This window comes from Erysipelatoclostridium sp. AM42-17 (genome assembly GCF_003480255.1).
Classification (GTDB): Bacteria; Bacillota_I; Bacilli_A; order Erysipelotrichales; family Coprobacillaceae; genus Faecalibacillus.
This window is the reverse complement of the sequence record NZ_QUIN01000010.1, coordinates 1-26,376: the sequence shown is the minus strand read 5'-3', so window position 1 is coordinate 26,376 and position 26,376 is coordinate 1. Positions and strand designations below refer to the sequence as shown.

Annotated in this window: 29 protein-coding genes; 5 read left to right on the top strand and 24 right to left on the bottom strand. The window is 30.0% G+C overall.

Annotated features, from left to right (window positions below):
- Window positions 1-66: 66 nt before the first annotated feature.
- The 12 genes from DW911_RS05340 to DW911_RS05285 form a co-directional block, all read right to left on the bottom strand.
- On the bottom strand, window positions 67-354 hold the full coding sequence (locus DW911_RS05340; protein WP_118432563.1) for an FtsB family cell division protein: 288 nt from the start codon (window positions 352-354) through the stop codon (window positions 67-69).
- Window positions 324-734 carry a spore cortex biosynthesis protein YabQ gene (gene yabQ, locus DW911_RS05335; RefSeq protein ID WP_118432565.1) on the bottom strand — a complete coding sequence of 137 codons (411 nt, stop codon included), beginning with the start codon at window positions 732-734 and terminating at the stop codon, window positions 324-326. Before yabQ ends, DW911_RS05340 begins: the two co-directional genes overlap by 31 nt.
- Entirely contained in the window at window positions 734-1,027 is a 294-nt protein-coding gene (gene yabP, locus DW911_RS05330) for a sporulation protein YabP (RefSeq protein ID WP_118432567.1), read from the bottom strand. The genes yabQ and yabP overlap by 1 nt, the downstream gene beginning before the upstream one ends.
- 128 nt (window positions 1,028-1,155) lie before the next feature.
- Window positions 1,156-1,701, bottom strand: coding sequence for a hypothetical protein (locus DW911_RS05325; RefSeq protein ID WP_118432569.1), 546 nt, complete (start codon window positions 1,699-1,701; stop codon window positions 1,156-1,158).
- Window positions 1,702-1,760: 59 nt separating this feature from the next.
- A complete protein-coding gene (locus DW911_RS05320) occupies window positions 1,761-2,030 on the bottom strand; it encodes an RNA-binding S4 domain-containing protein (RefSeq protein ID WP_118432571.1) in 270 nt (89 codons plus the stop codon).
- A gap of 1 nt (window position 2,031) precedes the next feature.
- Window positions 2,032-3,672 (bottom strand): putative manganese-dependent inorganic diphosphatase, encoded by a 1,641-nt coding sequence (locus DW911_RS05315; RefSeq protein ID WP_118432573.1) that lies wholly within the window; start codon window positions 3,670-3,672, stop codon window positions 2,032-2,034.
- Window positions 3,673-3,682: 10 nt separating this feature from the next.
- Window positions 3,683-4,348, bottom strand: coding sequence for a helix-turn-helix transcriptional regulator (locus DW911_RS05310; protein WP_118432575.1), 666 nt, complete (start codon window positions 4,346-4,348; stop codon window positions 3,683-3,685).
- Window positions 4,349-4,445: 97 nt separating this feature from the next.
- Window positions 4,446-5,453 (bottom strand): MerR family transcriptional regulator, encoded by a 1,008-nt coding sequence (locus DW911_RS05305; protein ID WP_118432577.1) that lies wholly within the window; start codon window positions 5,451-5,453, stop codon window positions 4,446-4,448.
- A gap of 95 nt (window positions 5,454-5,548) precedes the next feature.
- Window positions 5,549-5,878 carry a DNA-directed RNA polymerase subunit delta gene (gene rpoE, locus DW911_RS05300; protein WP_118432578.1) on the bottom strand — a complete coding sequence of 110 codons (330 nt, stop codon included), beginning with the start codon at window positions 5,876-5,878 and terminating at the stop codon, window positions 5,549-5,551.
- Between the two features lie 11 nt (window positions 5,879-5,889).
- The gene (gene argS / locus DW911_RS05295) at window positions 5,890-7,551 is read right to left on the bottom strand and encodes an arginine--tRNA ligase (RefSeq protein WP_118432580.1); all 1,662 of its coding nucleotides are present in this window, start codon (window positions 7,549-7,551) and stop codon (window positions 5,890-5,892) included.
- 78 nt (window positions 7,552-7,629) lie between these two features.
- Entirely contained in the window at window positions 7,630-9,159 is a 1,530-nt protein-coding gene (gene cls / locus DW911_RS05290; RefSeq protein ID WP_233541843.1) for a cardiolipin synthase, read from the bottom strand.
- A complete protein-coding gene (locus tag DW911_RS05285) occupies window positions 9,113-9,538 on the bottom strand; it encodes a DUF1934 domain-containing protein (protein ID WP_118432582.1) in 426 nt (141 codons plus the stop codon). Before DW911_RS05285 ends, cls begins: the two co-directional genes overlap by 47 nt.
- A 55-nt stretch (window positions 9,539-9,593) precedes the next feature.
- Between DW911_RS05285 and DW911_RS05280 the strand changes: the two genes are divergently transcribed.
- Window positions 9,594-11,468: a transglycosylase domain-containing protein gene (locus DW911_RS05280; protein WP_118432583.1), complete on the top strand. Its 1,875-nt coding sequence runs from the start codon at window positions 9,594-9,596 to the stop codon at window positions 11,466-11,468.
- A gap of 29 nt (window positions 11,469-11,497) precedes the next feature.
- Here the strand turns inward: DW911_RS05280 and DW911_RS05275 are convergent, their stop codons facing one another.
- Genes DW911_RS05275 through DW911_RS05265 form a run of 3 tightly spaced genes read right to left on the bottom strand, consistent with a single transcriptional unit; the run spans window position 11,498 to window position 13,965 of the window.
- Window positions 11,498-13,369 (bottom strand): heavy metal translocating P-type ATPase, encoded by a 1,872-nt coding sequence (locus DW911_RS05275; protein WP_118607548.1) that lies wholly within the window; start codon window positions 13,367-13,369, stop codon window positions 11,498-11,500.
- A 13-nt stretch (window positions 13,370-13,382) separates the two neighbouring features.
- Complete coding sequence (locus tag DW911_RS05270) at window positions 13,383-13,601, bottom strand: cation transporter (RefSeq protein ID WP_118432587.1); 219 nt, start codon at window positions 13,599-13,601, stop codon at window positions 13,383-13,385.
- Window positions 13,602-13,614: 13 nt separating this feature from the next.
- A complete protein-coding gene (locus tag DW911_RS05265; protein WP_118432589.1) occupies window positions 13,615-13,965 on the bottom strand; it encodes an ArsR/SmtB family transcription factor in 351 nt (116 codons plus the stop codon).
- 156 nt (window positions 13,966-14,121) lie between these two features.
- Between DW911_RS05265 and nrdI the strand changes: the two genes are divergently transcribed.
- The 3 genes from nrdI to eno are packed head-to-tail and all read left to right on the top strand — an operon-like array spanning window position 14,122 to window position 16,337.
- Window positions 14,122-14,469, top strand: a complete 348-nt coding sequence (gene nrdI, locus DW911_RS05260) for a class Ib ribonucleoside-diphosphate reductase assembly flavoprotein NrdI (protein WP_118432591.1) — start codon at window positions 14,122-14,124, stop codon at window positions 14,467-14,469.
- Complete coding sequence (locus tag DW911_RS05255) at window positions 14,469-15,029, top strand: DUF3793 family protein (protein ID WP_118432593.1); 561 nt, start codon at window positions 14,469-14,471, stop codon at window positions 15,027-15,029. Before nrdI ends, DW911_RS05255 begins: the two co-directional genes overlap by 1 nt.
- An 18-nt stretch (window positions 15,030-15,047) precedes the next feature.
- Entirely contained in the window at window positions 15,048-16,337 is a 1,290-nt protein-coding gene (gene eno / locus DW911_RS05250) for a phosphopyruvate hydratase (protein ID WP_118432595.1), read from the top strand.
- A gap of 190 nt (window positions 16,338-16,527) precedes the next feature.
- Here the strand turns inward: eno and DW911_RS05245 are convergent, their stop codons facing one another.
- The 9 genes from DW911_RS05245 to DW911_RS05205 all read right to left on the bottom strand — a co-directional run bounded on the left by DW911_RS05245 (window position 16,528) and on the right by DW911_RS05205 (window position 25,633).
- The gene (locus tag DW911_RS05245; protein WP_118432596.1) at window positions 16,528-16,848 is read right to left on the bottom strand and encodes a hypothetical protein; all 321 of its coding nucleotides are present in this window, start codon (window positions 16,846-16,848) and stop codon (window positions 16,528-16,530) included.
- A 156-nt stretch (window positions 16,849-17,004) separates the two neighbouring features.
- The gene (locus DW911_RS05240; protein ID WP_118432597.1) at window positions 17,005-19,248 is read right to left on the bottom strand and encodes an ABC transporter permease; all 2,244 of its coding nucleotides are present in this window, start codon (window positions 19,246-19,248) and stop codon (window positions 17,005-17,007) included.
- Window positions 19,249-19,256: 8 nt separating this feature from the next.
- The gene (locus DW911_RS05235) at window positions 19,257-19,955 is read right to left on the bottom strand and encodes an ABC transporter ATP-binding protein (RefSeq protein WP_118432598.1); all 699 of its coding nucleotides are present in this window, start codon (window positions 19,953-19,955) and stop codon (window positions 19,257-19,259) included.
- Between the two features lie 171 nt (window positions 19,956-20,126).
- A complete protein-coding gene (locus DW911_RS05230; protein ID WP_118432599.1) occupies window positions 20,127-22,250 on the bottom strand; it encodes a heavy metal translocating P-type ATPase in 2,124 nt (707 codons plus the stop codon).
- Between the two features lie 3 nt (window positions 22,251-22,253).
- A complete protein-coding gene (locus DW911_RS05225; protein ID WP_118432600.1) occupies window positions 22,254-22,481 on the bottom strand; it encodes a DUF6110 family protein in 228 nt (75 codons plus the stop codon).
- Window positions 22,482-22,750: 269 nt separating this feature from the next.
- On the bottom strand, window positions 22,751-22,930 hold the full coding sequence (locus DW911_RS05220) for a FeoB-associated Cys-rich membrane protein (protein ID WP_118432601.1): 180 nt from the start codon (window positions 22,928-22,930) through the stop codon (window positions 22,751-22,753).
- Window positions 22,931-22,977: 47 nt separating this feature from the next.
- Entirely contained in the window at window positions 22,978-25,152 is a 2,175-nt protein-coding gene (feoB, locus tag DW911_RS05215) for a ferrous iron transport protein B (protein WP_118432602.1), read from the bottom strand.
- An 18-nt stretch (window positions 25,153-25,170) separates the two neighbouring features.
- Window positions 25,171-25,395 carry a FeoA family protein gene (locus DW911_RS05210; protein WP_118432603.1) on the bottom strand — a complete coding sequence of 75 codons (225 nt, stop codon included), beginning with the start codon at window positions 25,393-25,395 and terminating at the stop codon, window positions 25,171-25,173.
- Between the two features lie 28 nt (window positions 25,396-25,423).
- Complete coding sequence (locus tag DW911_RS05205; RefSeq protein WP_118432604.1) at window positions 25,424-25,633, bottom strand: FeoA family protein; 210 nt, start codon at window positions 25,631-25,633, stop codon at window positions 25,424-25,426.
- A gap of 275 nt (window positions 25,634-25,908) precedes the next feature.
- On the opposite strand from DW911_RS05205, the gene DW911_RS05200 reads away from it, so the two are divergent.
- A complete protein-coding gene (locus DW911_RS05200) occupies window positions 25,909-26,271 on the top strand; it encodes a metal-dependent transcriptional regulator (RefSeq protein WP_118432605.1) in 363 nt (120 codons plus the stop codon).
- Window positions 26,272-26,376 lie beyond the last annotated feature (105 nt).

The following is a 26,376-nucleotide window of genomic DNA, read 5'->3' as shown; positions in this document are numbered from 1 at the left end:
TATCATAAAGTGATGATACTATCGTTTATTTTTCTTAATTTGTAAAATAAAAAATAAGCATTGAGCTTATTTTTTGTCAATATCAGGTAAGATAGCTACTTGTTCTCCGTCTTTAGTAAAGATGTAATTTTCTCTAGCATAACGTGTCACATACCCATCATCATTAAGTAAATCGACTTCATTTTCTAAATCTTTTTTTTCTTTTTCAATTGCAGCTTTTCTTTTTTCTAATTGGGCAATTTCTTCTTTTTTGGAAAAAGTTTGCATTGAGGTATTAAGCAAAACATAAAGCATGCCAAAACTTAAAAATATACAAATAAATCCTAAGAATGGTTTTCTTCTTTTCTTTTCCATTTCATCACCCTCTTTGTATTTTTCATTATAGCATTAAAACGCTTAAATACAAAGTGTATCGGCAATAAAATATATTTAACAAACTTTACCATTTTATCAATCACACCTATCAAATACTGATTAAAATAAAGCTCATAAATAAGATAGCCAAAAACTAAAACACCGATAAAATACAGTTTAATAACACCTTCATTAATCATAACTAATCCATAGTAATAACAAAAGGCAAAACTACTACCGAGTATCATTTGAAATACCCATCTTATCACACGTAATTTAATTTTAATAAGAGCACGATTAATAAAATGATAAATAAAAGAAGCAACGAAAGCATATCCAAAAGAATAACCCAATCCTTGGATTTGACTAATCAAATCCATTATTTTAATAACTTATCAAACATACTTTCTTTATTCTTTGTTTCCTTTTTTTGAGCTAAATAATTAAGTGAATCAATTTGTCCTTTAATACTCACTTCACACTTTTCCTGATCTAAACGAATCAACGATAAATTAGATCCTTTAATATTTAAATATCCTAATGTTGTTTCAATTAAAAACTCCAACGAATCAAAACTTTCAATATTCTTAACACCCGTCAATTCTAAAGTCTTTCGATCTTTTAAATAAATATGATGAAAAGGTGTTTGTTCAAAATGTATACTATTTTCCATAACTTTACCTCCTATCCTACTATATGTAAAAAATAAGAAAGTAGACATTATCATGAAAAAGTCGCTCATATTGTCAATCAATCAAAAGATATTTCTCCTTATGAACTGCTTATATAAAAAGATGGTATCTACACCATCTTTTTATGTCTTAGCATCATGATTTTAATTATTCGATCTCGATTATATCTTTGCATCATAACAAATATTAAATCAAACAAAGCTGCCATAATAGAAGTGATGATAAAAACAGGATAAGACCCAAACCAATAACCCGCTATAATGGGCACAAAACTAAAAATAACAATCACTTCATGGACCAATTCCGCTTGAGTCATACTTTGTGCTATTTCATCTAAAGAATGCTTTTTCATATCAAATTGATCAACATCATAAGTAGGCATTCTATCTTTCCATTTCTTTACTTTGAGCTTTCGATATACTCTTTTTTCAAATTGACGTATTTGAAACCAATGTTTATGATAATCAACTCTATTTTCCATAGTCACACTAAAAATAAGTCCTACTATAAGTCTCATGATAAAATGATAAAAACAAGTACCAAAAGTAATCGCTAATGTTAGAAATATCTTATTTAGTGTAGTTTGGTATAAATAAATAAAACTTAGGGTAGCTAATAATAAAATTGAAGTAATGAATTTAAGTAATTTCGCCATGATATCCTCTTATTAATTTTGATAATATTTATATTTTATATAAGACAACAAACGAGAAACTAATCAGTTTCTCGTTCAATTCTTTCCTCTTTTATAATATCATAAAGCATCGTACTTTCATCTTTTAAAACATGTTCTTTCAGTAATTTGACTTGTACTGTTAAACGTGTACGACCAAATTCAATTTCAATTTGATCTCCCACCTTCAATTTAGTTGATGGTTTAGCAATCTTACCATTCACTTTAACACGTTCACTTTGAGATATTTCTTTAGATAAAGTACGTCTTTTAATAATTCTAGAGACTTTTAAAAATTTATCTAATCTCATCTTATTCACTCATAACAGCAGTAATTGCTGGCACAACTTGTTTTTTACGAGAAATGACACCTTTTAATGTTCCTTGACTATCTTTAAGAGTCACATTAAATGCTTTTTCTACTAATTCTGGATGAGGTCCTCCAACAAAGATTTCACTATTACTATTAATAATATCTGTTAATAATAATAACGCAAATTCTAAGTTATTATCCTTAGCAAACTGATTCATATAAGCTAACATATCAGCCTTATAAGGCATAAATCCTTCAATATCCATTGAGTTCACTTGTCCTACTCCTACAGTAGCATCTTCAAAACTGAATTTCTTGAAATCAGAGTTAAAGATTTCTTCAACACTCTTACCTACTAAAGAAGTTCCTGCTTTAAACATATCCATAGCAAATGTTTCAATATCAACACCAGCAATTTTAGCAAGTTTCTTAGCAGTTTTTGTATCAACTGGAGTACATGTAGGTGATTTGAATAATAATGTATCAGAGATAATAGCTCCAAGTAAAATACCAGCTATTTCTTTTGGCATTTCTACATCATTTTCTTCAAAACATTTATTAACAATTGTTGCTGTTGAACCTAAAGGTTCTCCTCTAAAGAATAAAGGACCTACAGTTTGAATATCAGCAACACGATGATGATCGACGATTTCTAGAATATCTGCTTCTTCAATACCTGGAATAGATTGTCCTCTTTCGTTATGATCAACTAAAACAACTTTTTTTCTTAATCCTTTTAATAAAGCAAAACGAGAAATACTTCCTACACAACGATTATTTAAGTCAACAACAGGATAAGCACGATATCTTGTTTCTGACATGACTTCTTTTACATAATCTAATGTATCATCTGTAGAGAATAATTTAATGTCTCCTTTTTGCATAACATATTCAACTGGAATAGATTGAATAATTTGTTGCGATGTATGATAAGTATTAAAAGCAGTTGAAATAACTGAAATTTTATTTTCTTTTAAGACTTCTAACATTTTCTTTTCTACAGTTAATGATCCTGTAAGGATGATTAATGAAGGATGAGCATCAATAATACTTTCAATTGCTTCATCACGATCTCCACCTACAATAACAACATCTTCTTGTTGAATACGTTTTTTAGCTTCTTCACCACGCATTGCAGCAATGTGAATATTACCATTAATTGTTTTTAAATCTTCATTTAAGTAGATTACATTAGCTTCTAATGTATCAATTACATTTTCAATAGGTGTCTTAGCATCTTTTAAAACACTTGAATCCCAACGATCCATATATCCTTCAATAATATTACTTGTTGAAAGTAAACCTAATAATTGACCATGATCATCTAAGATTGGTGCTGATTTTAAATTTTGTTGTTTTAATAAATACCAAGCAGTCTTTAATGTTAATTCTTTTGAAAAAACAGTGACTTTATCATAGTTTAAATCTTCTACTTTTTGTTTTACTGTTTTTAATAAAGCAGGTGTTTCAATACCAAAATACTTTAATACATATTCTGTTTCACGATTGACATCACCTAATCTAACAGGTACAGCTTGATAACGATTTAATGCATTTAATAAATAACTATAACCAATTGCTGAACAGATACTATCTGTATCAGGGTTACGATGTCCACTTACATAAACTAATTCGCTCATTTTTTACTCCTTATTTATCCATTTTCTTTAAATAACGATATACTGTTGGTTCAGAAACAGCTAATTTTTCAGCAACTAACACAATTGCTCCCTTAACTTTAAATGTTCCTTTTTCTTGTAAATATTTAACAACTTTAATCTTTTCATCAACATTTAAACGTTCTGCTAAGAAATAACTTGGGAATCCCATCTTTTCTAAGCATTCTTTAATATACATATCAATCATTTCATCTAAAGGAGAAGATAAGATTTCTACTGGATTATCCATTTTAAATTCAATATCTTTTTCTTCTTTTACTCCTAAGATTTTCTTAATTGTTGATGTTAAATACTCTAAGTCAGAAATATTAACATTAATACATAACATTCCTACTGGCATTTCTTTATTGCCTTCTTTAATAAAGTAAGTCGCTGCTCTCATTAACTTTCCATCAGCCCCTACTGTTTTATAGTTCATTACATATTCATGATTTAAATATTGTTTTTCTTCTAAATAATGCAAAGACAAGTTTGAAAGTTTTGCGCCAACTTCTCTACCTGATATATGATTATTCGCAATAGCAACAATTTCTTGTTCCTTGCTTGTTAAATCATGTAAAGCAATTTCGCAGTTATCTCCTAATGCTTTACCTAAAAAATCTACAAGTTTAGCATAAGGTTCCAAATATTTATACATAGGCTCCTCCTTTTTTTATCATAATAATAAATGATTCTATGTTATTTTATCATAATAAAAAATTATATCAATGATTATTACTGATAAATAAAAGCCCTTATTGGGCTTTTAAATAATCATATAAATTAATACCATGTTTCATTGCATATAATACATGATCAGGATCTTTAATGTTTTTTACCTTTTCTTCTAAGATTGTTGCAATATAACGTTCATCATCATCTAAAATCATGGGCCAATAAAAATAGAACTCACTACCATCATGAAAGATAAACTTAAAATCGGGAACATAGATTTCATACGCTAATGGACTTCCCATCTTCATATATCTTTTAGAAACAATGATAGAAACTTCTTTGATATTCTCATAAGCACAGTGATGAACATATTTATCTTCATGATGTAATAAAACAGCAATGTGATAACAAAGATGTTGATAAAAACCTTTTCTTTGATAATAAGTAATCCCGTCTTGTAAGAATTCTACTGATTGATCTAGTCCTTCATCAAGCATCATTGATGAAGTTTGCTTAAAGTTGAAACCAAAAATAAGCATTAAAAATACTAATACAACAAGAACTAATACTATCCAAAAATATTTTTTATCAATAGGAAACCATTGAAGAGTCATATAACTAACAATGATAATTCCTGGCAAAGTATAAAGTAATTCTCTTAAAGCTAATGAAGACGTAAGTTTTCTTCCTAAAGATACTGTAGGTGTTGTTTTTTGATAACCTAGATAGGTTTTCTTTTGTTCATGAATGTTTTCTAGTGCTGGTAAAACTGGTAAATTTTTATCTTTATACTTTTTAACCTGCTTTTCTATTTCTTTTAATCCTTCAATTTGTTTATTTAAGTGAATTTCATTAATTCTTAGACATTCATCAAATGAAACAGTCCCCGCAATAATTCCTTTTACGTCATCAATAGAAATATTTAAGTTTCTTAAAAACTTAACTAACTGTAAAGTTTGTACATCCTGTTCACTATAATTACGATAACCATTTTCATCTCTTGTAGGATGAACAAAACCTTCTTTTTCATAATAAAAAATAGTGTGTTTACTGAGGCCTAATACTTGTTCTAATTCTTTTGTTTTCATTTTAACTTCCCCCTTCAACACCGTTATAGACTATAGAGTCACTTTATAGTCAACTCTTTTCTTTATTATAACAAAAAAAAGGAACGAAATCGTTCCTAGTTATTGTAATCATCTTCGATTGTACTATCGTCATCATCTTCAACTTCTTCAGATTCTTCTTCATCATTATAAATATCATTCATATCAATATGAACTTCATTGAATTTATGACGAGATCTTAAATCCCAGTTATTTTCACCAGTTGTAATGAAACGACCATCTAAAGTAATATTTGTATAAAATAAAGATTCTTTTTCTTCTGCTTCTTCTTCACTAAAACCTTTAACTTCACTTACTTCTTGCCATAATTTATAGAAATTCATTGCTTTTTTCTTTTTAGACATTAATTCAAAAGCAACATCAACCATAGACATATTTTTTTCCATTTTCTTTCTCCTTACATTTTTTCAGGTGCACTGACACCAATAAGTTCAAGTGCATTTTTCATAGTTATTTTTGTAGCTTGTACTAAAGATAAACGTTGTGATGATAATTCCATGTTTTCTTGATCAATAACATAACAATCATTATAGAAACTATGGAATAATTGTGCAAGTTTTTGAATGTAGTTAGCAATCTTATGAGGACTACGAGATTTAGCACTATCAATAATTTGATCTCTAAATTCATTAATATGCTTAACAAGTTCAATTTCTTTATCATTAACTAATAATTCATAATGATCTGTCACTTGAACGTTATTTTCTTTTGCTTGTCTTAAAATTGAACACATTCTTGCATGAGCATATTGTGCATAATAAACTGGGTTTTCATTTGATTTAGACTTAGCTAAAGCAATATCAAAATCATATGGTGTATTGGCTGCTTTTGCGACAAAGAAATAACGAGTAGCATCTACTCCAATGTCTTCAATTAAGTCTTTAATTGTAACAGCGTTACCTGTACGTTTAGACATCTTTACAACTTCACCATTTTCAACCATTCTTACCATTTGAATAATATCAATTGTTAGTTGATCACTATTATATCCTAAAGCTTGAATCGCTGCTTTCATACGATTAATGTATCCATGATGATCAGCTCCTAATAAATCAACCAAATATTCATATCCTCTATCTAATTTATTTAAATGATAAGCAATATCAGGTGTTAAATACGTATAACTTCCATCACTTTTAATTAATACACGGTCTTTATCATCACCAAATTCAGTTGATTTAAACCATAAAGCCCCTTCACTTTCGTATGTATAACCAGCTGCTTTTAATTTTTCAATAGTTGGGACAACTTTATTTTCAGTATATAAAGTTGTTTCAGAAAACCAAACATCAAAAGATACTCTAAATTCATTTAAAATATCTTTAATCTTTTGTAATTCAAATTCAGTTCCTTCTTTTCTAAAGAAAGCAATTGTTTCTTCTTCACTTGTATGAAGATATTGATCACCATATTTTTCTTTAATCTTTAAAGCAATATCTTTAATATCTTGACCATGATAACCATCACTTGGCATATTAGACTCTAAGCCAAAAGCTTCACGATAACGTGCATTTAATGATAAAGCAAGATTATAAATTTGATTACCAGCATCATTAATATAATATTCTCTTGTTACATCATATCCTGCTGCATCCATAATACGACAAATACTATCTCCTACGGCTGCTCCTTTAGCGTGACCTAAATGTAAATCACCAGTTGGATTGGCTGAAACAAATTCCACATTATATTTTGTTCCTTGTCCATAATTCGTTTTTCCATAATCATCTTTTTGATCTAATACTTCTTTAATAATGGCTGTCATGACATCTTTTTTCATGAACATATTAATAAATCCAGGACCTGCAATTTCAATTGATTCAATGTTTGCACTTTCTTTATCCACTGCTTCAATAATAGCTGAAGCAATTTCTCTTGGATTTTTTCTTAATAACTTTGTCAGTTGCATTGCTATATTTGTTGAATAATCACCATGAGCTTTATCTTTTGGAATTTCAATTACAATTTTTGATAAATCATAATCTTCAACAAAACCACATTTAATAATTGCTTGTTTAAATGCTTCTTTTAATGCATTTTCTATCTTATTTGTTGCCATTGTGTCCCTCCTATCTTTAGTTTGCTATAATCGTTATTACGTTACCATTAACCCTTGATAAAGTCAATCTTTTTTAACTTAAACTAATGGCGCAAAAACTCTCAATATCACTTCAAATAATCCTCTAAATCTCCCCGTTTCCACTTCTTTTAAAGTAATTTCATGACTTTTTGAAATAGAATCTAGAAAATCTTGTTTCATTTTCATAATTACAGGATTTTTATATAAATATAAACCACATTCAAAATGCAAATATAAACTACGATAATCTAAGTTAATTGTTCCTACTGTAGCCACCTTATCATCACATACAAAGTTTTTAGCGTGATTAAATCCTGGTGAATATTCATAAATTCTTATACCATTTTTTACTAATGTTGGATAATAAGATCTTGTCATCTTAAAGACAATCTTTTTATCTGGTATTCCTGGGGTACAAATACGGACATCGACTCCTCTTTTTACCGCATTGATTAAAGCCATTTGTAACGCATTCGTTAAGATCAAATAAGGACTATCAATATAAAGATAATCATGAGCCTGATTAATCATATTCAAATAAACCATTTCTCCTACCGGTTCTTCATCTAATGGTGAATCACCATAAGGAATAATATAGCCATCTTGATGATATTGAAGCGGATTGTCTACTCTATATACCGTATAGTCTTCTTGGCCATGATTAGCCACATTCCATGTTTCTAAAAACATCTTACATAATGGCCAAACTGCACTTCCTTTAATCATGATCCCACTATCTTTCCAATGACCATATTTATCTCTTACATTAATATATTCATCAGCCAGATTATAACCACCACAAAAAGCTACTTTCCCATCAATAACTGTAATTTTACGATGATCTCGATTATTCATTACTAAAGAAACAAGCGGTACAAAAGGATTAAAGGCAACACTTTTAATACCATATTGTCTTAATTTTTGATAATAATGACGATCTAACATCGTAATACAACCCACATCATCATACATAAATCTTACTTCTACGCCTTCTTTTACTTTTTCTTTTAAGATTTCTAAAATACCATCAAACATCTTTCCTTCATCAACGATAAAGTATTCCATAAAGATAAAACGTTTTGCTTTTTTTAATTCTTCTAACATTTGGGGATAAGCTTGGTCACCTAAAGAAAAATAAGTCACTTCATTATTTTGATACATTGGAAAAGTTTGGCTTGCAAGATATCGCATTTGACCTTTAACATCTTGATCTTCAATGACACCTATACACTCTTTGTCTACAAATTGTTTACTATAAGATAACTGTTTTTCAAACGCTAATCGCATTTTCTTCGCTGGTTTTTTATTACCAAATAATAAATATAAAGAACCGCCAAATACGGGAAAAGATAAAATCAAGATAATCCAGACAATCTTATAGCCATTTTCATCATCTTTATTCACAATATAAAGTACCGCAATAAAACTAAGCAAAGTCATCAAATACGTCAATATTCTCGATATTCTACGCATTGATACAAGTAGTAAAATAATCCAACAGACTTGTAATAATATTAAAAAGGCAGAAACAATAAGTCTATTAGTTAATAATTTCTTTGACTGTTTCATTTTCATACTCTGTTTCATCATGATACTCCTTATAAGTCAATAAAACATAAGCTTCATTAATTACATGTTGATGATCATAGTTTGTATACTTCATCTTAATACCATTTTTTGTATCAATCATATGTAATAAAGATGTCAGTTCAATCATGCCATAATCTGTAGCGTAATGATTCATCACTTTTTTATTTTTAACTAACTTTAATTTTGACATACCATGTTTTAAAATAACATGTTCTTCATGTAATTCAATTTGTATAATTTGATCTTGATCTTGAAACGAAATAACTGTCAGTTGCGGTGTTTGTTCTATTTCACCTATTCCTTGACATTTCATTGTTTCTTGATGATCTTCATACTTAAAAATACTTTTGTATTGTACTGTTATTTGTTTTTTCATTATATCACCGTGCATATTATAGCATAAATTGGTAAGAATGAAATTGGTGATCATAATGAGGAAAATAGGAAAATTTGTTATTTATTGTTGTATTGGCATAGTAGCGACATTAGGTATTCTTTATAGTGTTGCCTATTTAAAAGGGGAACCTGATTTAAATAAGAATCGTTATATAAAGTTATATGATCAAAATAATAAACTTTATTATCAAAATATTAATGATTATAGTGGGCAATACGTATCATTAGATCAAGTCAGCCCCTATTTTAAAAAAAGTATTGTCGCTATTGAAGATCAAAGATTTTATCAACATCATGGTTTTGATATCAAAGGGATCTCCAGAGCCATCAAAACAAACATTATGAATCAAAAAAAGAGTCAAGGAGCCAGTACCATTTCTCAGCAGTATGCTCGTTTACTCTATTTAACAAATGAAAAGACATGGACAAGAAAGATCAAGGAAGCTTTTTTAACTATGCAGTTAGAAACTCATCTTTCTAAAGATGAAATATTAGAGGGTTATATTAATAATGTCTATTTTGGTCATGGTATCTATGGTATTGAAAATGCTGCCCATTATTTTTATAACAAAAAAGCAAAAGATTTAAACCTTAATGAAGCAACCATCCTTGCTGGCGTTATTAATGGTCCAGGTTACTATTCACCCTTATTACATCCAAATAGCGCTAAACAAAGACAAAAATTAGTACTCAATGCCATGGTTAAACAAAAAATGATTTCTAAAAAGAAAAGTCATCAAGTTGCTGGAAGTAAACTTACTCTTGCTTCAAGTCACCAGATTCAAGAAAATATGTCTACTTATTATTATAAAGATGCTGTCATTCAAGAGCTTAAAAGTCTTGGCTTCTATCATCAAAAGTATTTAAATAAAGGACTCAATATCTATACCGCTCTTAATCCTGATTATCAAAAAGCCCTTAATCAAAGTATTAAAGATCAAAACATTACTTCCAACATTCAAACAGCTTTTATTATTACCCAACCTAAAACCAGTCAAATCCAAGCATTAGTTGGTGGTAAAGATTACAATCTTTCCCAATATAATCGCGTATTAAAATGTAAAAGACAAATTGGCAGTACCATGAAACCCTTTCTTTACTATCTTGCTTTAGAAAATGGGTTTAATCCCACAACCAAATTTATGTGTGAACCGACAACATTTAAATTAAAAGATGGTACAACCTATGCACCTGCTAACTTTAATAATAAATATGCCTATAAAGAAATTACTCTTGCCCAAGCCATTGCTGTAAGCGACAATATTTATGCCTTAAAGACTCATTTATTTTTAGGAACCAATACTTTATATCAATTCCTCAAAGATTTTCATTTTCCTGTTAAAAACAACGCTTCTTTAGCTCTAGGAACATTATCAACGAATATCTATGATTTATCTAACGCTTATAATACCATTGCTCATAGTGGTCAATATAAACCTATCTATACAATTAAATGTATTAAAGACCATCAAGGACATATACTCTATCAAAATAAAGAAAAACCTATTCAAAAACTAGACCAAACAACCTGTTTATTACTCTCTCATCTTTTAACTGGCACTTTTAATAATCAGTTTTCTACTTATTTAAATGCCACTATGGGTCAATATCATCTTGACTTTCCCGTTGCCTGTAAAACCGGAAGCACTGATTATGATAACTTAATTGTAGGTTATACTCCTGATATCTTAATTACAGGATGGTCTGGCTATGACGATAATCAAAAAATCATTAACGATCAAGAAAAACAACTTGTTAAAAATATCTTTATTGATATGATGAAACATAGCGCAACCAAAAAGAAGCCAACCTGGTATAAAGCCAATTCACATATTATCAAAATTGCTATTAACCCTCTTACTGGGGAAAATGATGAAAATGGGATTGTTTATTGGTTTAAAAAAGAATAACGCTTAGAAATCATTCTAAGCGTTATTTATTATTTAATTCTTAAAGCTCTTGTGGCATTCAATACAGCCAGTACCATGACACCTACATCAGCAAATATCGCAATCCACATATTAGCAATACCTAAAGCCCCTAACACTAAACATACTGCTTTGACAGTTAATGCAAAAACAATATTTTGTTTTACAATCTTTAATGTTTTTCTAGATATTTTCATTGCTTGAGAGATTTTAGCTGGATCATCATCCATTAATACAATATCCGCTGCTTCAATTGCCGCATCACTACCAAGGGCTCCCATGGCAATTCCAATGTCTGCTCTTGATAAAACGGGTGCATCATTAATACCATCTCCAACAAAAGCTAATTTATCTTTTTCACCTTTTTGTTGAAGTAATCGTTCTACTTGTTCTACCTTATCTCCAGGTAATAATTCACTATGATATTCATCCAAACCAACTTGATTAGCTACACGTTGAGCTGCATTTTCACTATCACCTGTCAACATGACAGTCTTTATACCTTGATGTTTTAATCCTGTAATAGCTTCTTTTGTTGTTTCTTTGATGACATCAGAAATAACAATACATCCGGCATATTTTTGATTTACAGCAATATAAACCACAGTTCCTTCATCATGAACTTGATCAACTACTATATTCTCACGTTTCATCAGTTTCATGTTACCGCCAAAGACAACATGCCCATCAACTGTAGCTTGTACTCCATGACCAGCAATTTCTTGAATATCTTTTACTAAATCATTATCAATCTTTTGTCCATATGCTTTCTTTAAACTTAAACTAATTGGATGATTAGAACCACTTTCTACATAGGCTCCATAATATAATAAACTATTTTGATCATATCCTGCACTTGGATAAATTCCAGTTACTTCAAATACACCTTTAGTAAGTGTTCCTGTTTTATCAAAAACAATACATTTTGTACTTGCGAGTGCTTCTAGATAATTTGACCCTTTAACAAGAATACCATTTGTTGAAGCACAACCTATTCCCCCAAAGAAACTTAATGGAATAGAAATAACAAGGGCGCAAGGACAACTAATAACCAAGAATGTTAAAGCACGAATAATCCAATCTTGAACTCTTGGTGGTTGACTCATTACCAGTAATACAAGAGGTGGAATGATAGCTAAAGCCAAAGCACTATAACATACAGCTGGGGTATAGTATTTAGCAAATTTAGTAATAAAGTTTTCTGATCTTGATTTTTTCATGCTTGAGTTTTCAACTAAATCAAGAATTTTAGATACTGTTGATTCACCAAACTCTTTAGTTGTTTTAATAGTAAGTACACCGGTCATATTAACACAACCACTTACCACTTCATCACCTACTTTAACATCACGTGGTACACTTTCACCTGTTAAAGCACTGGTATTTAAAGAAGCATGTCCTTCTTTTACAATTCCATCAATAGGTACTTTTTCACCGGGATGAACAATGATTTCACTTCCAATTTGAACATCATCAGGATCTACTTTTTCTAATTGACCATCAACCATCATATTAGCGTAGTCTGGTCTAATATCCATTAATGCTGCAATATTCTTTCTACTTTTACCTACGGCTACACTTTGGAATAATTCTCCAATTTGATAGAAAAGCATAACCGCAACGCCTTCTTTGAAATCACCTAAGCCTATCGCTCCGACTGTTGCAACAGCCATTAAAAAGTTTTCATCAAAGACTTGCTTATTTAAAATTCCCTTGAAGGCTTTCTTTAAAATATCATACCCAATAACAAAATAAGCCACTAAATACAATGCTATTTCTACATATTGATTTAATTTTGTTGTATAGCAAAGTATTGTCACTACAATTAATATTACAATTGAAATAATAATTCTTTGTAATATCTTTTTTTGTTTTTTATTCATTAAAAATCACCCTTTATAAATAAATTTCACAATCATCTTCAACTACTTTACAGTTTTTAAGAACCTCTTTCATCACTTCTTTTTCATCGACACCATCTTCAAATTCAACTTTTAATTTTAAAGTCATAAAACTTAAAGTAGCATCTTTAACACCTTTCGTATTTTTTGTTGCTTCTTCCATTTTTGCTGCACAGTTTGCACAATCTACTTCTACTTTATATGTTTTTTTCATTTTTATTTTCTCCTTATTCTTCAACATGTTCCATTCCCATGGAAATAATATTACGGACATGATCATCATCCAATGAATAGAAAATAATCTTTCCATCTCTTCTAAACTTCACTAATTTGGAATCTTTTAAGATTCTAAGTTGATGACTAACTGCTGATTGAGAAAGTCCTAGAATTTGTGCGATATCCCCAACACAAAGTTCACTTTCAAATAAAGCATAAAGAATCTTAATACGTGTAGAATCTCCAAATACTTTAAATAACTCAGCTAAATCGTATAGATATTCGTCATCAGGTTGTTTTTCTAACACACGATTAACAAGTTCTTCATGTGCTACAAGAAAATCATTTTGACTATCTGCCATTCAATCACCCTTTCTCATATGAACATATCTTCATATATAAATATATACATATATGTATTCATTGTCAATAGGATTGGTTATAATTCTTGACTTTATAAGTTAGTTTGTGCTAACTTATATATGAAGTTAGACATTGCTAACCAAAGGAGGAATAAAATGAAAGTCGTATTTGCATCAAGAACTGGAAACGTTGAGTCTATTGTTGATCGTTTAGGCGTAGACGCTTTACAAATTCAAGATGGTAGTGAAACAGTCAATGAAGATTATATTATCTTTACTTATACTGATGGATATGGAGATGTCCCTATGGAAGTAGAAGATTTCTTAAAAGGAAATAGTGAACACTTAAAAGGTGTTGTTGTTTCTGGAGATACTGGATATGGGGAAGCATATTGTCAAGCAGGTGATAAGATTGCTGATGAATATCATGTTGAATGTTTATATAAAGTAGAAAATGATGGAACAGATGACGATATTGAAGAAATTAAAAAATTAATTCAATAATGTTAGCTCATCAAAAAGAGTTTGAAACTTTATTAGTCAAACACTGTGCTTGTGTCTTACAAAACTTAAAAGTAGCGAATATGTTTCATATTCCCTGCTTTAAGTTTTCTAATCTCAAAGAATTAGTTGATTTATATAATAAGAAACTTCATCGTTTTCATCTATCTATTCGTTTATTTTATACCGGTAAAAAAAGAGTAACGATTTATCTATATCAAGAAGACTATTTATCTTCTTTATTAAATCACACACAAATTCATTCTTTTTTATGCCAGTATGATTATCCTTTAGATCATCTTGATCATACCTTAGACCACTTAGAGTACCGTTTAAACCAATATGAGGAGTACCCTCATGAAATTGGTCTCTTTCTAGGTTATCCATTATGTGATGTTTTAGGGTTTATTCACCATCAAAAATGTCAATACTGTGGATATTGGAAAGTATATAAGAATGTTCAAGATAGTTATCATCTATTTTGTCAGTTTGATCAGTGTATTAAACAAATAAATGATGAATATAGTCAAGGTAAAACGATTGAACAACTTATTATTTGTTAAAAAGAAAAGGAGAAAACAATGAGTAAAATTAAAACTATTTATGCTCGTGAAATTTTAGATTCACGTGGTAATCCAACTGTTGAAGTTGAAGTCACATTAGAAAATGGTGCTTTTGGACGTGCAAGTGTTCCTAGTGGTGCTTCAACAGGAATTCATGAAGCCGTAGAATTAAGAGATAACGATAAAAATCGTTATTTAGGTTTAGGTGTTTTAAATGCTGTTAAAAATGTCAACGATGTCATTGCACCTGCATTAGTAGGATATGATGTTTTTGATCAACGTGCTATTGATCAAGCCATGATTGAATTAGATGGAACTGAAAATAAAGGAAAATTAGGAGCTAACGCTATTTTAGGTGTTTCTTTAGCTGTTGCTAAATGTGCCGCTAACAGTTTAAATATTCCATTATATAAATATATTGGTGGAACAAACAGTCATGTTCTTCCTACACCAATGATGAATATTATTAATGGTGGTGCTCATGCTGATAATAACGTTGATTTCCAAGAATTCATGATTATGCCAGTTAATGCTCCATCGTTTAAAGAAGCTATTCGTATGGGAGCAGAAGTTTTCCATTCATTAAAAGCCGTATTAAAAGCAAAAGGATTAAATACTGCTGTTGGTGATGAAGGTGGGTTTGCTCCAAATTTAGCTTCTAACGAAGACGCTATTAAAACAATTTTAGAAGCGATTGAAAAAGCAGGATATAAACCTGGTGAAGATGTTAAATTAGCTATGGATGTTGCTTCTTCTGAATTCTATAAAGATGGTGTTTATACTTTACCTGGTGAAAACAATAAATCATTTACTTCTAAAGAATTAGTTGATTTCTATGTAGAGTTATGTGACAAATATCCAATTATTTCTATTGAAGATGGTCTTGATCAAGATGATTGGGAAGGTTGGGATTATTTAACTGAAAAATTAGGTAAAAAAGTACAATTAGTTGGTGATGATTTCTTTGTTACAAATACAAAACGTCTACAAAAAGGAATTGAACGTGGTGTCGCTAATTCTATCTTAATTAAAGTTAATCAAATTGGTACATTAACAGAAACATTAGAAGCCATTCAAATGGCTCAAAAAGCAAACTATACTGCTGTCATCTCACATCGTTCTGGTGAAACAGAAGATACAACGATTGCTGATATTGCCGTTGCTACAAATGCTGGACAAATTAAAACAGGTTCTGCTTCTAGAACAGACCGTATTGCTAAATACAATCAATTAATTAGAATTGAAGATGAATTAGGTAAACAAAGCGTTTATAGTAGTTTAGATGGTTTTTACCAATTAAAAAAATAAAGATAATGAAATAACATATGTAAAGGGGTTACTGTTAACAGTAACCCCTCTTTTAATTAAAAAATCTTTCTAAAAACAGTCCTTACAAAAAGTCATACAAAAAATAATTGTAAACATAGTGCCATAGGAAAGCATTCAACCATCAGTTTTAGCCATATAAAAAAACAATCTGCCCCTATACCATGATGTATCATATCGCAAATAAAGTTATCACAGGGACAATTTGGCATACAGTTAAACATTGTATTAATAAGGTCATAAAAATAGGTGATATTGTTTTGAAATCTGTCATCTTTCTTGCAGTCTTTATTGATCTATTCGTCATAACAAAAAAGATTAATAAAAAAACAACGATATATTCTAGCCACATCTCTTTTATTGCCATATAAAAGACTTGGCTATTTAGCGTTCCTAATTGAATCGAAAGCGTATAAATTGTCATACAAAACACCATTAAAAAAACCATAAAAATAGTAAAAATGAAACTTTGAAATTTTGTTTTTGGCATCATCTGTCTCCTCCTTGTTCTTAAAAAAAACGACATCAAATATCAATAAATAGCCACCAGACAATAGCTATACGATATTTAATGTCGTTATTTTATTTCATATTCAATTTTACGTGTCTTATCATATCATAAACTTAAAATTGACGTAAGCAGATTTTTTTAATCATTTACATTCTTTAAGGCTTCATCCATAGGGACCTTCTTAATTCTTCTCATTTGAGTAATTGATACCACAAAGTATGTTATCATTGTCATCACAAACATCTTAATATAAATAGTAGAAGGCATATAGAATGTTAACCAGCCTGAAAAATCAGCTAACATAGCTCGATAGATTGCATCTATCACTACTCTTGACAAATATAATGAAGCAAGGGTAGAAATGACAACAACCCATGTTGTCGCTGTTAAATAAAGACGATTAATCTCTTTATTTTCATAACCTAGAATTTTAACCATTGAAATTGCATTTTTATTCTTTTCAACAATAATCTTAGATAACAAGTAGATTAATAAAGCAAATAAGATAATAGCAAAAGCATCAACTAAATAGAACATTTGTCCCATAGATACATCTAATTGCCTTGATAATTTTGTTAAATCATCTTTTGTAATGGTTGTAGCGATACAGCGATCATCAATATCTTTAATCTTATGATTTGAAAAATAACCATTTGGAGCGTAAACATCAAAAGTATCTTGATATTGTTTTTCATTCATCCAGATTGATAATGCTGCTGGATAATGGTAAACACCGGCAACCTTAAATTTATACTTTTTACTTCCATATTTTTGTTTTAAAGTAATCGTATCACCTGTCTTTAATTGATATTTATCACTGTAACCATCACTAATCATAACTCCATTATTTTTCCATTTAATATCAACATAATCACTATTCTTTTTAACACCATAAACACTTATCTCATCATTACTTTGACTATGCATTGCCTTTAATGTTGTTGCATAATAACCTTCTGCTCCTTGAGTATCAGTTGGCATTGGTGCTTTTAAAACATATTGATAACGACTAATCATATTATCTTCTACTTCACTTTGATAGTGATTAAGTAATGGTGTCATCATCATACCAAACATAAGTAACACATTAGCAAAGAATATACCAACAAATAAAGTTAAATAACTTGGTATATTTTGGAAAATAATACGTAATCTAAAGCGATGGAAAAAACGTAATCTTTTAAGTGGTAATGTCTTTGTGGTTTGTTTTCTTTTAAAATCGTGTCTTAAGAATTTTAATGGACTAAGTTGAAGTTTATAACTGATCATGATGACATTAATCACTAACATCAAAATAAAAGGAATAATCGTTGTAAGGATAAATGCCTCACTATTAAATAAAGTTTTAAAGGTAGGTAAACTGTAACTTCCATAGTACATACCAGCACAAACATCTTTTAACAACGTATAACCTAAAATATTTCCAACAATACAAGCAATCACGGTTACAATAAGTGGCAAACAAATATAAAATTTCAACAATTCTTTACGACTATAACCTGAAGCTCTTAGTGTTCCAATTACTGATGCTTCACTAACAATAGTATTGTTTGTTGTTACTGCAAAGACAAAAGCCATAATGACAATTAAAATGTATAGTAAAACAACAATCATCGCTTTATCACTACCCATATCATCACCAGTAAATTTGATGGCTTGATTTAAATAATGTGGTGTATATTCTTTAATCACTGTTTTACTATTTAATACTTTTAAAAAGTCATCTGATAAGTTTTTTTCTTTCGTTTCATTTTTAGGCTGCTTTTGATAACGCCAAGCATAACTATAATGTAAATGACTTTGACCAAAATCATCAAAAGCCTTGTTTGAGGTAATAGCTACCCCAAACTTGACAGCGTCAAACATCATATCTCCATTATTAGAAAATAAAGCACTATAATCAGATAAAGCAACTAATCCAGTAATCTTAAATTTTTTATTTTTTAATGTAAGATTATCACCTATTTCAAGATGATTATTAGTTGCATACATTCTATCAATAGCGATTTGATGATCATTTTGCGGAAGTTTTCCTGACATAACACATACTTTATTTATTTTTTTATTTTGTTTAAAAATACGTAAAGTGCTTTTGACTTCTTTTGTTTTTTCTTCTACAAAATAATGACGATATATTTTAACATCTTCTTTTTTTAATTCATTAAGCAACTGTTGATTTGCTTGTTGATAGAGTTCAAAATGCCCATTTTCAATATTATATTTTTCAAAACTTTGATTGTAACTTGTTAGCATACTGTTATCAGCCACTAAAAAGCCAGAAACAAATCCAATGGTTACTACCATAAAAAGAAAAATAGCTAAATATTTACCCCATTCTTCTTTTAATAATCTCAAAATTCTTTTATTTAAAGGATTCTTCATGATTTCACCTACCATTCTAATGATGCAGCAGGCACTTTAGTTTCATTTTTATATTCTTTTAATATATGTCCATCCTTAAATAAAATGACTTGATCAGCCATTAATTTAATAGCGTCATTATGAGTAACAATAATGATCGTATTACCATATTTTGAATTAACATCTTCTATTAATTTTAAAATTTCTTTAGATGTATGATAATCTAACGCTCCCGTTGGTTCATCACATAATAAAATATCAGGATTTTTAACGATAGCTCTACCAATTGCCGTTCTTTGTTGCTGCCCACCAGATAATTGATTTGGTAATTTATAACGATGTTCATAGATTCCCAAAGTTTTCATTAAATCATCAATATCCAAAGGACTTTTACTTAAATAAGCCCCTACTTCTATATTTTCTTTAACATTTAAATTAGGAATTAAATTATAAGATTGAAATACATATCCTAGATGTTGTCTTCTATATAATGTTAATGCTTTTTCTTTCATATCACTCATCGCATCACCATCTATGCTGACAACACCACTATCAGGAGAATCTATTCCTCCAATAATATTAAGTAACGTAGATTTTCCAGAACCAGATGGTCCTAATAATACACAAATGTTACCTTTTTCAATTGAAAAGTCTATCCCTTTTAATACTTCTGTTCTATTTTCTCCTTGTCCAAAACTCTTTTTCAAGTCTTGTATCTTAAGAAACATACTTACCCCTCCTCAATAGTTATCAATCGCTAACCGAAGGTGTTTAAGAAAATGCTTTTTCAAGCATTTAAATAGTATAGGGAATATTATAGGTTAGCGACGTCTAACTTAATGTTATTTTACTCTCTACATGATTTCTTGTCAATATTACAAAAAAAGAAGTATTGCCTATCATGACAATACTTCATCTTTTAGTAAAGATGTAGATGAACCAATCGAAAATACAAATGTCGAAGCATTATGAATAAAGGATGTTGTACTCACCGGTAATAAACCTATTGCCCCTAATACAATCAAACTACTATTTAACGCTACTATTTTTGTATAGTTTCGATGAATACGATTCATCAATAATTTTGATATTTGTTTAAAGACAACAATTTGTTCAAGATCAGAAGATGTAAGCGTCACATCAGCAAGTTCTCTTGCAATATCCGAACTATCTTGTAACGAAATAGAAACATCGGCTGATGATAATGCTGGTGTATCATTCACACCATCACCGACCATAACTACCGTTCTCCCTTCTTCTTTTAGTTTCTTAACAAATTGAGCTTTATCTTCAGGAAGCACTCCTGATAAATATTCATCTATATCTAGCTCATCAGCAATAAATCGGGCTGCGTTTTCACAATCACCAGTTAACATCACAATATGACTAAAACCACTTTTTCTAAGGTCTTGTATTGTTTGTTTTGCTTCTTTTTTAAGTGGATCATAAATACTAATAATACCCGCTAATTGTCCACCAATAGCAAGATAGATAAGAGAACTTGCTCCCTCACTTTGAAGTTGATCAATCAATTGTTCAATTTCTTGCGTCTTTTCAATATCTTCATCTTCAAAAATAAAATGATCACTACCAATAACTGCTCTTTGTTCATGATAGATTGTTGCAATACCATGGGCAATAATATATTCTACCTTAGCATGTTCTTCTTCATGATGAAGATTTTCTCTTTCAGCTTGTTTAACAATAGCATTAGCTACACTATGAGGAAAATGTTCTTCTAAACAGGCTGCAATTTTTAAAATTTCTTCTCGACTATAATTTTGTAGAGGGGTTACTTTTTTAACAAATGGTTCAGCATTTGTAAGTGTTCCTGTTTTATCAAAAACAATCGTATCGGCTTGTGCCATCATTTCCATGTATTTTCCACCTTTGACCATAATAGAATGACGGCTTGCTTCCTGCATGGCACTGATCACTGATATTGAAGTAGATAGCTTAATCGCACAGGAATAATCTACCAATAAAATAGATGTAGCACGAGATAAATTTCTTGTGAGTAACAATAAACCAAAGAACCCAATAAAGCTATAAGGCACAATTGCATCAGCTAAATGCTCTGCATCAGATTGGATACTTGCTTTTAATGACTCATTCGTATCAATTAAATCAACAATTTTATTAATACGACTTTCAAATTGTAAATTTCTAACTTTAACGTAAATTTTTCCTTCTTCTACCACTGTTCCAGCAAAAACACTACTTCCAGTCTTTACCATTTTACTTAATGGTTCTCCTGTAAAGCTTGCTTCATTGATCATTCCTTCACCTAAAACAACTTCACCATCTACCGGAACCATAGAACCCATTTGGACGATGACAGTATCTCCTTTTTGTAAAGAAGCCGTAGGAATTTGTTTTTCTACATCGTCTTGTAAGACCCAAACTTTATCAACATTAACAGCTAAAGTTTCTTTTAATTGTAATGTTGTTTTCTTTTTTGTGTAGTCTTCCAACAATTGAGAGATAGATAACAAGAACATAATGTTTCTTGCTGTATTCCATTGTTTAGATAGCAATGAAACTGTAATACTGGTTGCATCTAAAACAGGAACATCTACTCTTTTATGTCTTAAAGAATTCAATCCTTCTTTAAGATATTGGATAGCTTGGTATAAAGTTAAAGCATTTCTAATTGGAAAAGGTAAAAATAATTTAGATGCATATCTTGTTGCTAGCATTTTAGCAAATTGTTGAATGTATTGATCATTCACATTTCTTTGAACAACTAAATAATGATAATCAGATATTGTTTTTTTATAAGGCTCAATATCAAAACTTCTAATATCTAATTGTTTAATATTTTCTAATAATGCTGCTTTTTGATTAACATCATAAATAAATAATATACTTCCAGTTCGTTCATTGACTTCAACTTTATTAACTCCATCCCATTTAGATAAAGCAAAACGTAAAGCTAAAGCTTTATCTTGTGAAAATAAGTATCTTCCATAGCGAATTCTCATTCTCCCTGGAATATCATGAACAACCTGATACTTTAGCATAGATTATTCACCAGCTCTTTTATTTTTAGCTTCTTCGTAGATATCTTTAGCATCTTCTACGATTGTATCATATGTAGCCATAGCGTTATCTTTTACTTGCATACCAGAAGCAATTGATTTAACTGCCATTTTTCTAGCACAATCACTTTTAACAAAGCGAGTTCCTGCTACTGTAGCCACAACTCCTCCTACAAATGATAATAATGTTTTGTTTTTTAATAAATCTTTCATAATATACACTCCTTTTATCTTGTCAAAATCATGACTATTTTTTATTATCATACCACTTTTTTAATAATTCCTAGTGGTTTAATAACCAATAATGATAAAAACCAATTCTAAATAGAATTGGTTATCAACATAAGTGTTACAACAGATTCTATTTTTGTTATTTGTATTTATTCTTTTTTCTTATTTTTTCAATAATACTATAAATAATCACACCTATAACATAAATAACAATAACACCTAAAAACATATAAAACATTGATCCACTCGAATCACCCATGATGTTTCTCCTTCTTTTGATCACGATAATAATCTTCTAAAGGAGATGAACATTGACTACATCCTGCACATATTCCATTACAACTATGACTATCTTTCTTTTTAAAGAAATGAGTATAAATCACCCATCCACAATAGGCACCGATTAATAATATAATAATGACATTAACCATAAACTCTCCTCCTTTAGTTAAAAATCCGGGTTAATATCCGGATTGAATTATGCTTCTACTGATCTCTTTGAGTAAACCTTTTGATCTTTATATGGATCAGGTCTAAATAACATATACAACATGAATGCAAGAACAACGAAGGCAACAACTGTCCAGAATCCAAATGTTCCGTATAATACTAATGATCCAATTTGATATACCATTAATGAAACAGCATAAGCAAATATATTTTGGAATAAGATAGCAAACCAGAACCATTTTCTATCATTTAATTCGTTAGCCATTGTTGAAATAGCTGCTAAACATGGTGAATCTAATAAGTTGAAGATTAAGAATGATAATGCAGCCATAGCTGTTGGGAACCATTTAGCAACACCACCAGCAACATTAATTGCATCTTCAGTATCTCCAGCAACATTTGCTAAAACACCCATTGTAGAAACGATAGCTTCTTTTGCTGAGAATCCAGTTAATGATGAAGCTACTGCTTGCCAGTTATCAAATCCAAGAGGAGCGAAGATTGGAGCAATAAATCCACCAATAACAGCGATTAAACTGTTTCCAGCATCTTTAACAATACCAAATGATCCACTTTCAAATCCAAATGTTGATAAGAACCAAATAACGATACAAGCAACAACTAAAATTGTACCTGCTTTAATTAAGAATGCTTTTAATCTTTCCCATACATGTAATAATACTGTTTTAACACTAGGAATATGATATTGAGGTAATTCCATAACGAATGGTGCAGGTTTACCTGAGAATGGTTTTGTTTTCTTTAAGATAATTGCAGCAACTAATACAGCAACAATTCCCATGAAGTACATAGCAGGAGCAATAAATCCTCCAGCTTTCCATCCAGCAACTTTACCAGCCATAACTCCACCTAATAAAGCAATAACAGGTAATTTAGCTCCACAAGGAATAAATGTAGCTGTCATAATAGTTAAACGACGATCGTTATCTTGTTCGATTGTTTTTGATGCCATAATAGCAGGAACCCCACAACCAGAACCAATTAATAATGGAATAAAGCTTTTTCCAGATAATCCAAAATATCTAAATACTCTATCCATAACGAATGCAATACGTACCATATATCCACAATCTTCTAAGATTGATAAGAATAAGAATAAGATTGCCATTTGTGGTGCAAATCCAATAACAGCACCAACACCACCAATAATACCATCTACGATAACAGCAGATAATAAACCACTTGCTCCAATAGATGATAAGAATCCAGCAACTGCATCTTGAATAGCTACAACAAAGACATCATTTGTCCAATCAGTAACAAATGTACCAACTGTTGTTACTGAAATATGATAAACAACGTACATAATAACTAAGAAAATAGGAATTCCTAAAAATCTATTTGTAACAATTTTATCAATTTTATCTGATAAAGTTAATTTTTCTTTTGGTTTTTCAACTGTTGTTGAAATAAGCTTTTGAATGTAAGTATAACGTCCATCAGTAACAACACTTTCCATATCATCATCAAATTCTTTTTCTAATGATGTTCTTAATGCTGCTACTTTTTCATTAGCTTGACTATCTAAAGTAATTTGATTCATTACTTTTTCGTCATTTTCTAATACTTTAACTGCATACCATCTTTTTTTATTAGCAGCAATTCTATTTGATAATAAAGGTGTTACTTCATTAATAGCTGCTTCAATTTTTTCATCAAAAACAGCACCTGGTAAAGCATGTTCAGATTTTTTAGCAACCTTAACTGCTTCATTAATTAATTCTTTTAAACCTTTACCTTTTAATGCTGATGTTTCAATAATTGGACATCCAAGAACCATAGATAAACGTTTAATATCAATCTTTAATCCTCTTTTAGCAATTAAATCAGCCATATTTAATGCAATAACAACAGGAACTCCTGTTTCAATTAATTGTGTAGTTAAATATAAGTTTCTTTCAATATTTGTTGCATCAACAATATCTAAGATAACATCAGGATCTTCATTTAATAGAAAATCACGACTGACAACTTCTTCTAATGTATAAGGTGAAAGAGAATAAATACCTGGTAAGTCAACAACAGTAATGTTATCTTCCTTATTCCCTTTAATTTTACCTTCCTTCTTTTCTACAGTAACCCCTGGCCAGTTACCAACATATTGATTAGCACCAGTTAAAGCGTTAAACATTGTTGTTTTCCCGCAGTTAGGATTACCTGCTAGCGCGAATTTAATATTCATCGTTCTATCCTCTCCTCATTACTTTACTTTCACTTCAACGCATTGTGCATCATTTTTTCTTACAGTAAGTTCATATCCTCTTACAGTAAGTTCGACTGGATCACCTAATGGAGCTACTTTTCTAATATAAAGTTCAACTCCCTTTGTGATTCCCATATCCATGATACGTCTTTTATAAGCGCCGTCACCTTCGATTTTAGTAACAATGACTGTACTCCCAACTTCCACTTCGTTAAGTTTCACAAACCATTCCCCTTTCTATCACTCTTTGCTAAATCATGATATGTTTTGCCATATCTTCATTAATCGCAATTCGAGAATCTTTGACATTAACAATAACATTTCCACCAATTGTAGATAAAACCGTTACTTGTTCACCAACAATGAAACCAAGATTATTTAAAAATCTTCTTGTTTCTTCATTACCGCCAATTCTCGTAATTGTTCCAACTTCTCCATTGTTTAACATTGTTAAAGGCATCTTTATTCCCTCCTCAAAGATTACTCTATGCTAATTTGATTAGTAAAGGCTAACTTGATATCCAAAAAAATTAGTTAGTCCTTCCTAACTTCACCTATAATATATGCCTCTTGATATATTTTGTCAATAAAAAAAGTTAACATTAACTAACTTTGTTTCATACATGAAACACAAACACAAAATGAAAACCTTTTCAACTTATCTATACAATAAAAATGTATCTCCGTTGTCTTTTATTAATTATTTATGATACAATAATAAAAAGAGGTGATAACATGCATTTACAAGAATCTGGAGAAATGTATCTAGAAACAATTTACGTTCTAGCAAATAGAAATAAAGATGTTCGTTCAATAGATATAGCAAGAGAACTTAACTATTCTAAGCCAAGTGTCTCAAGAGCCATGAGCATCTTAAAAAAAGATGAATATATTGATGTCGATAGTAAAGGATACATTGTCTTAACTCAAAAAGGACTTGAAGTTGCATCTCGTATTTATGATCGTCATGACACTCTATCTGCTTTCTTTGAAAGTTTAGGTGTAAGTCACGAAACTGCTGTTAACGATGCATGTCGCATTGAGCATGTTATTAGTGATGAGACAATGCAACGAATTAAAGATACAATGAGTAAATAAAAAGATTTATCATTAAGCTCATACTTGATGATTAAGAGGTACATCATGTACCTCTTTCAGATTGTTGACAAACCTATACCTTTACATAAAGATATAGGTTTTTTA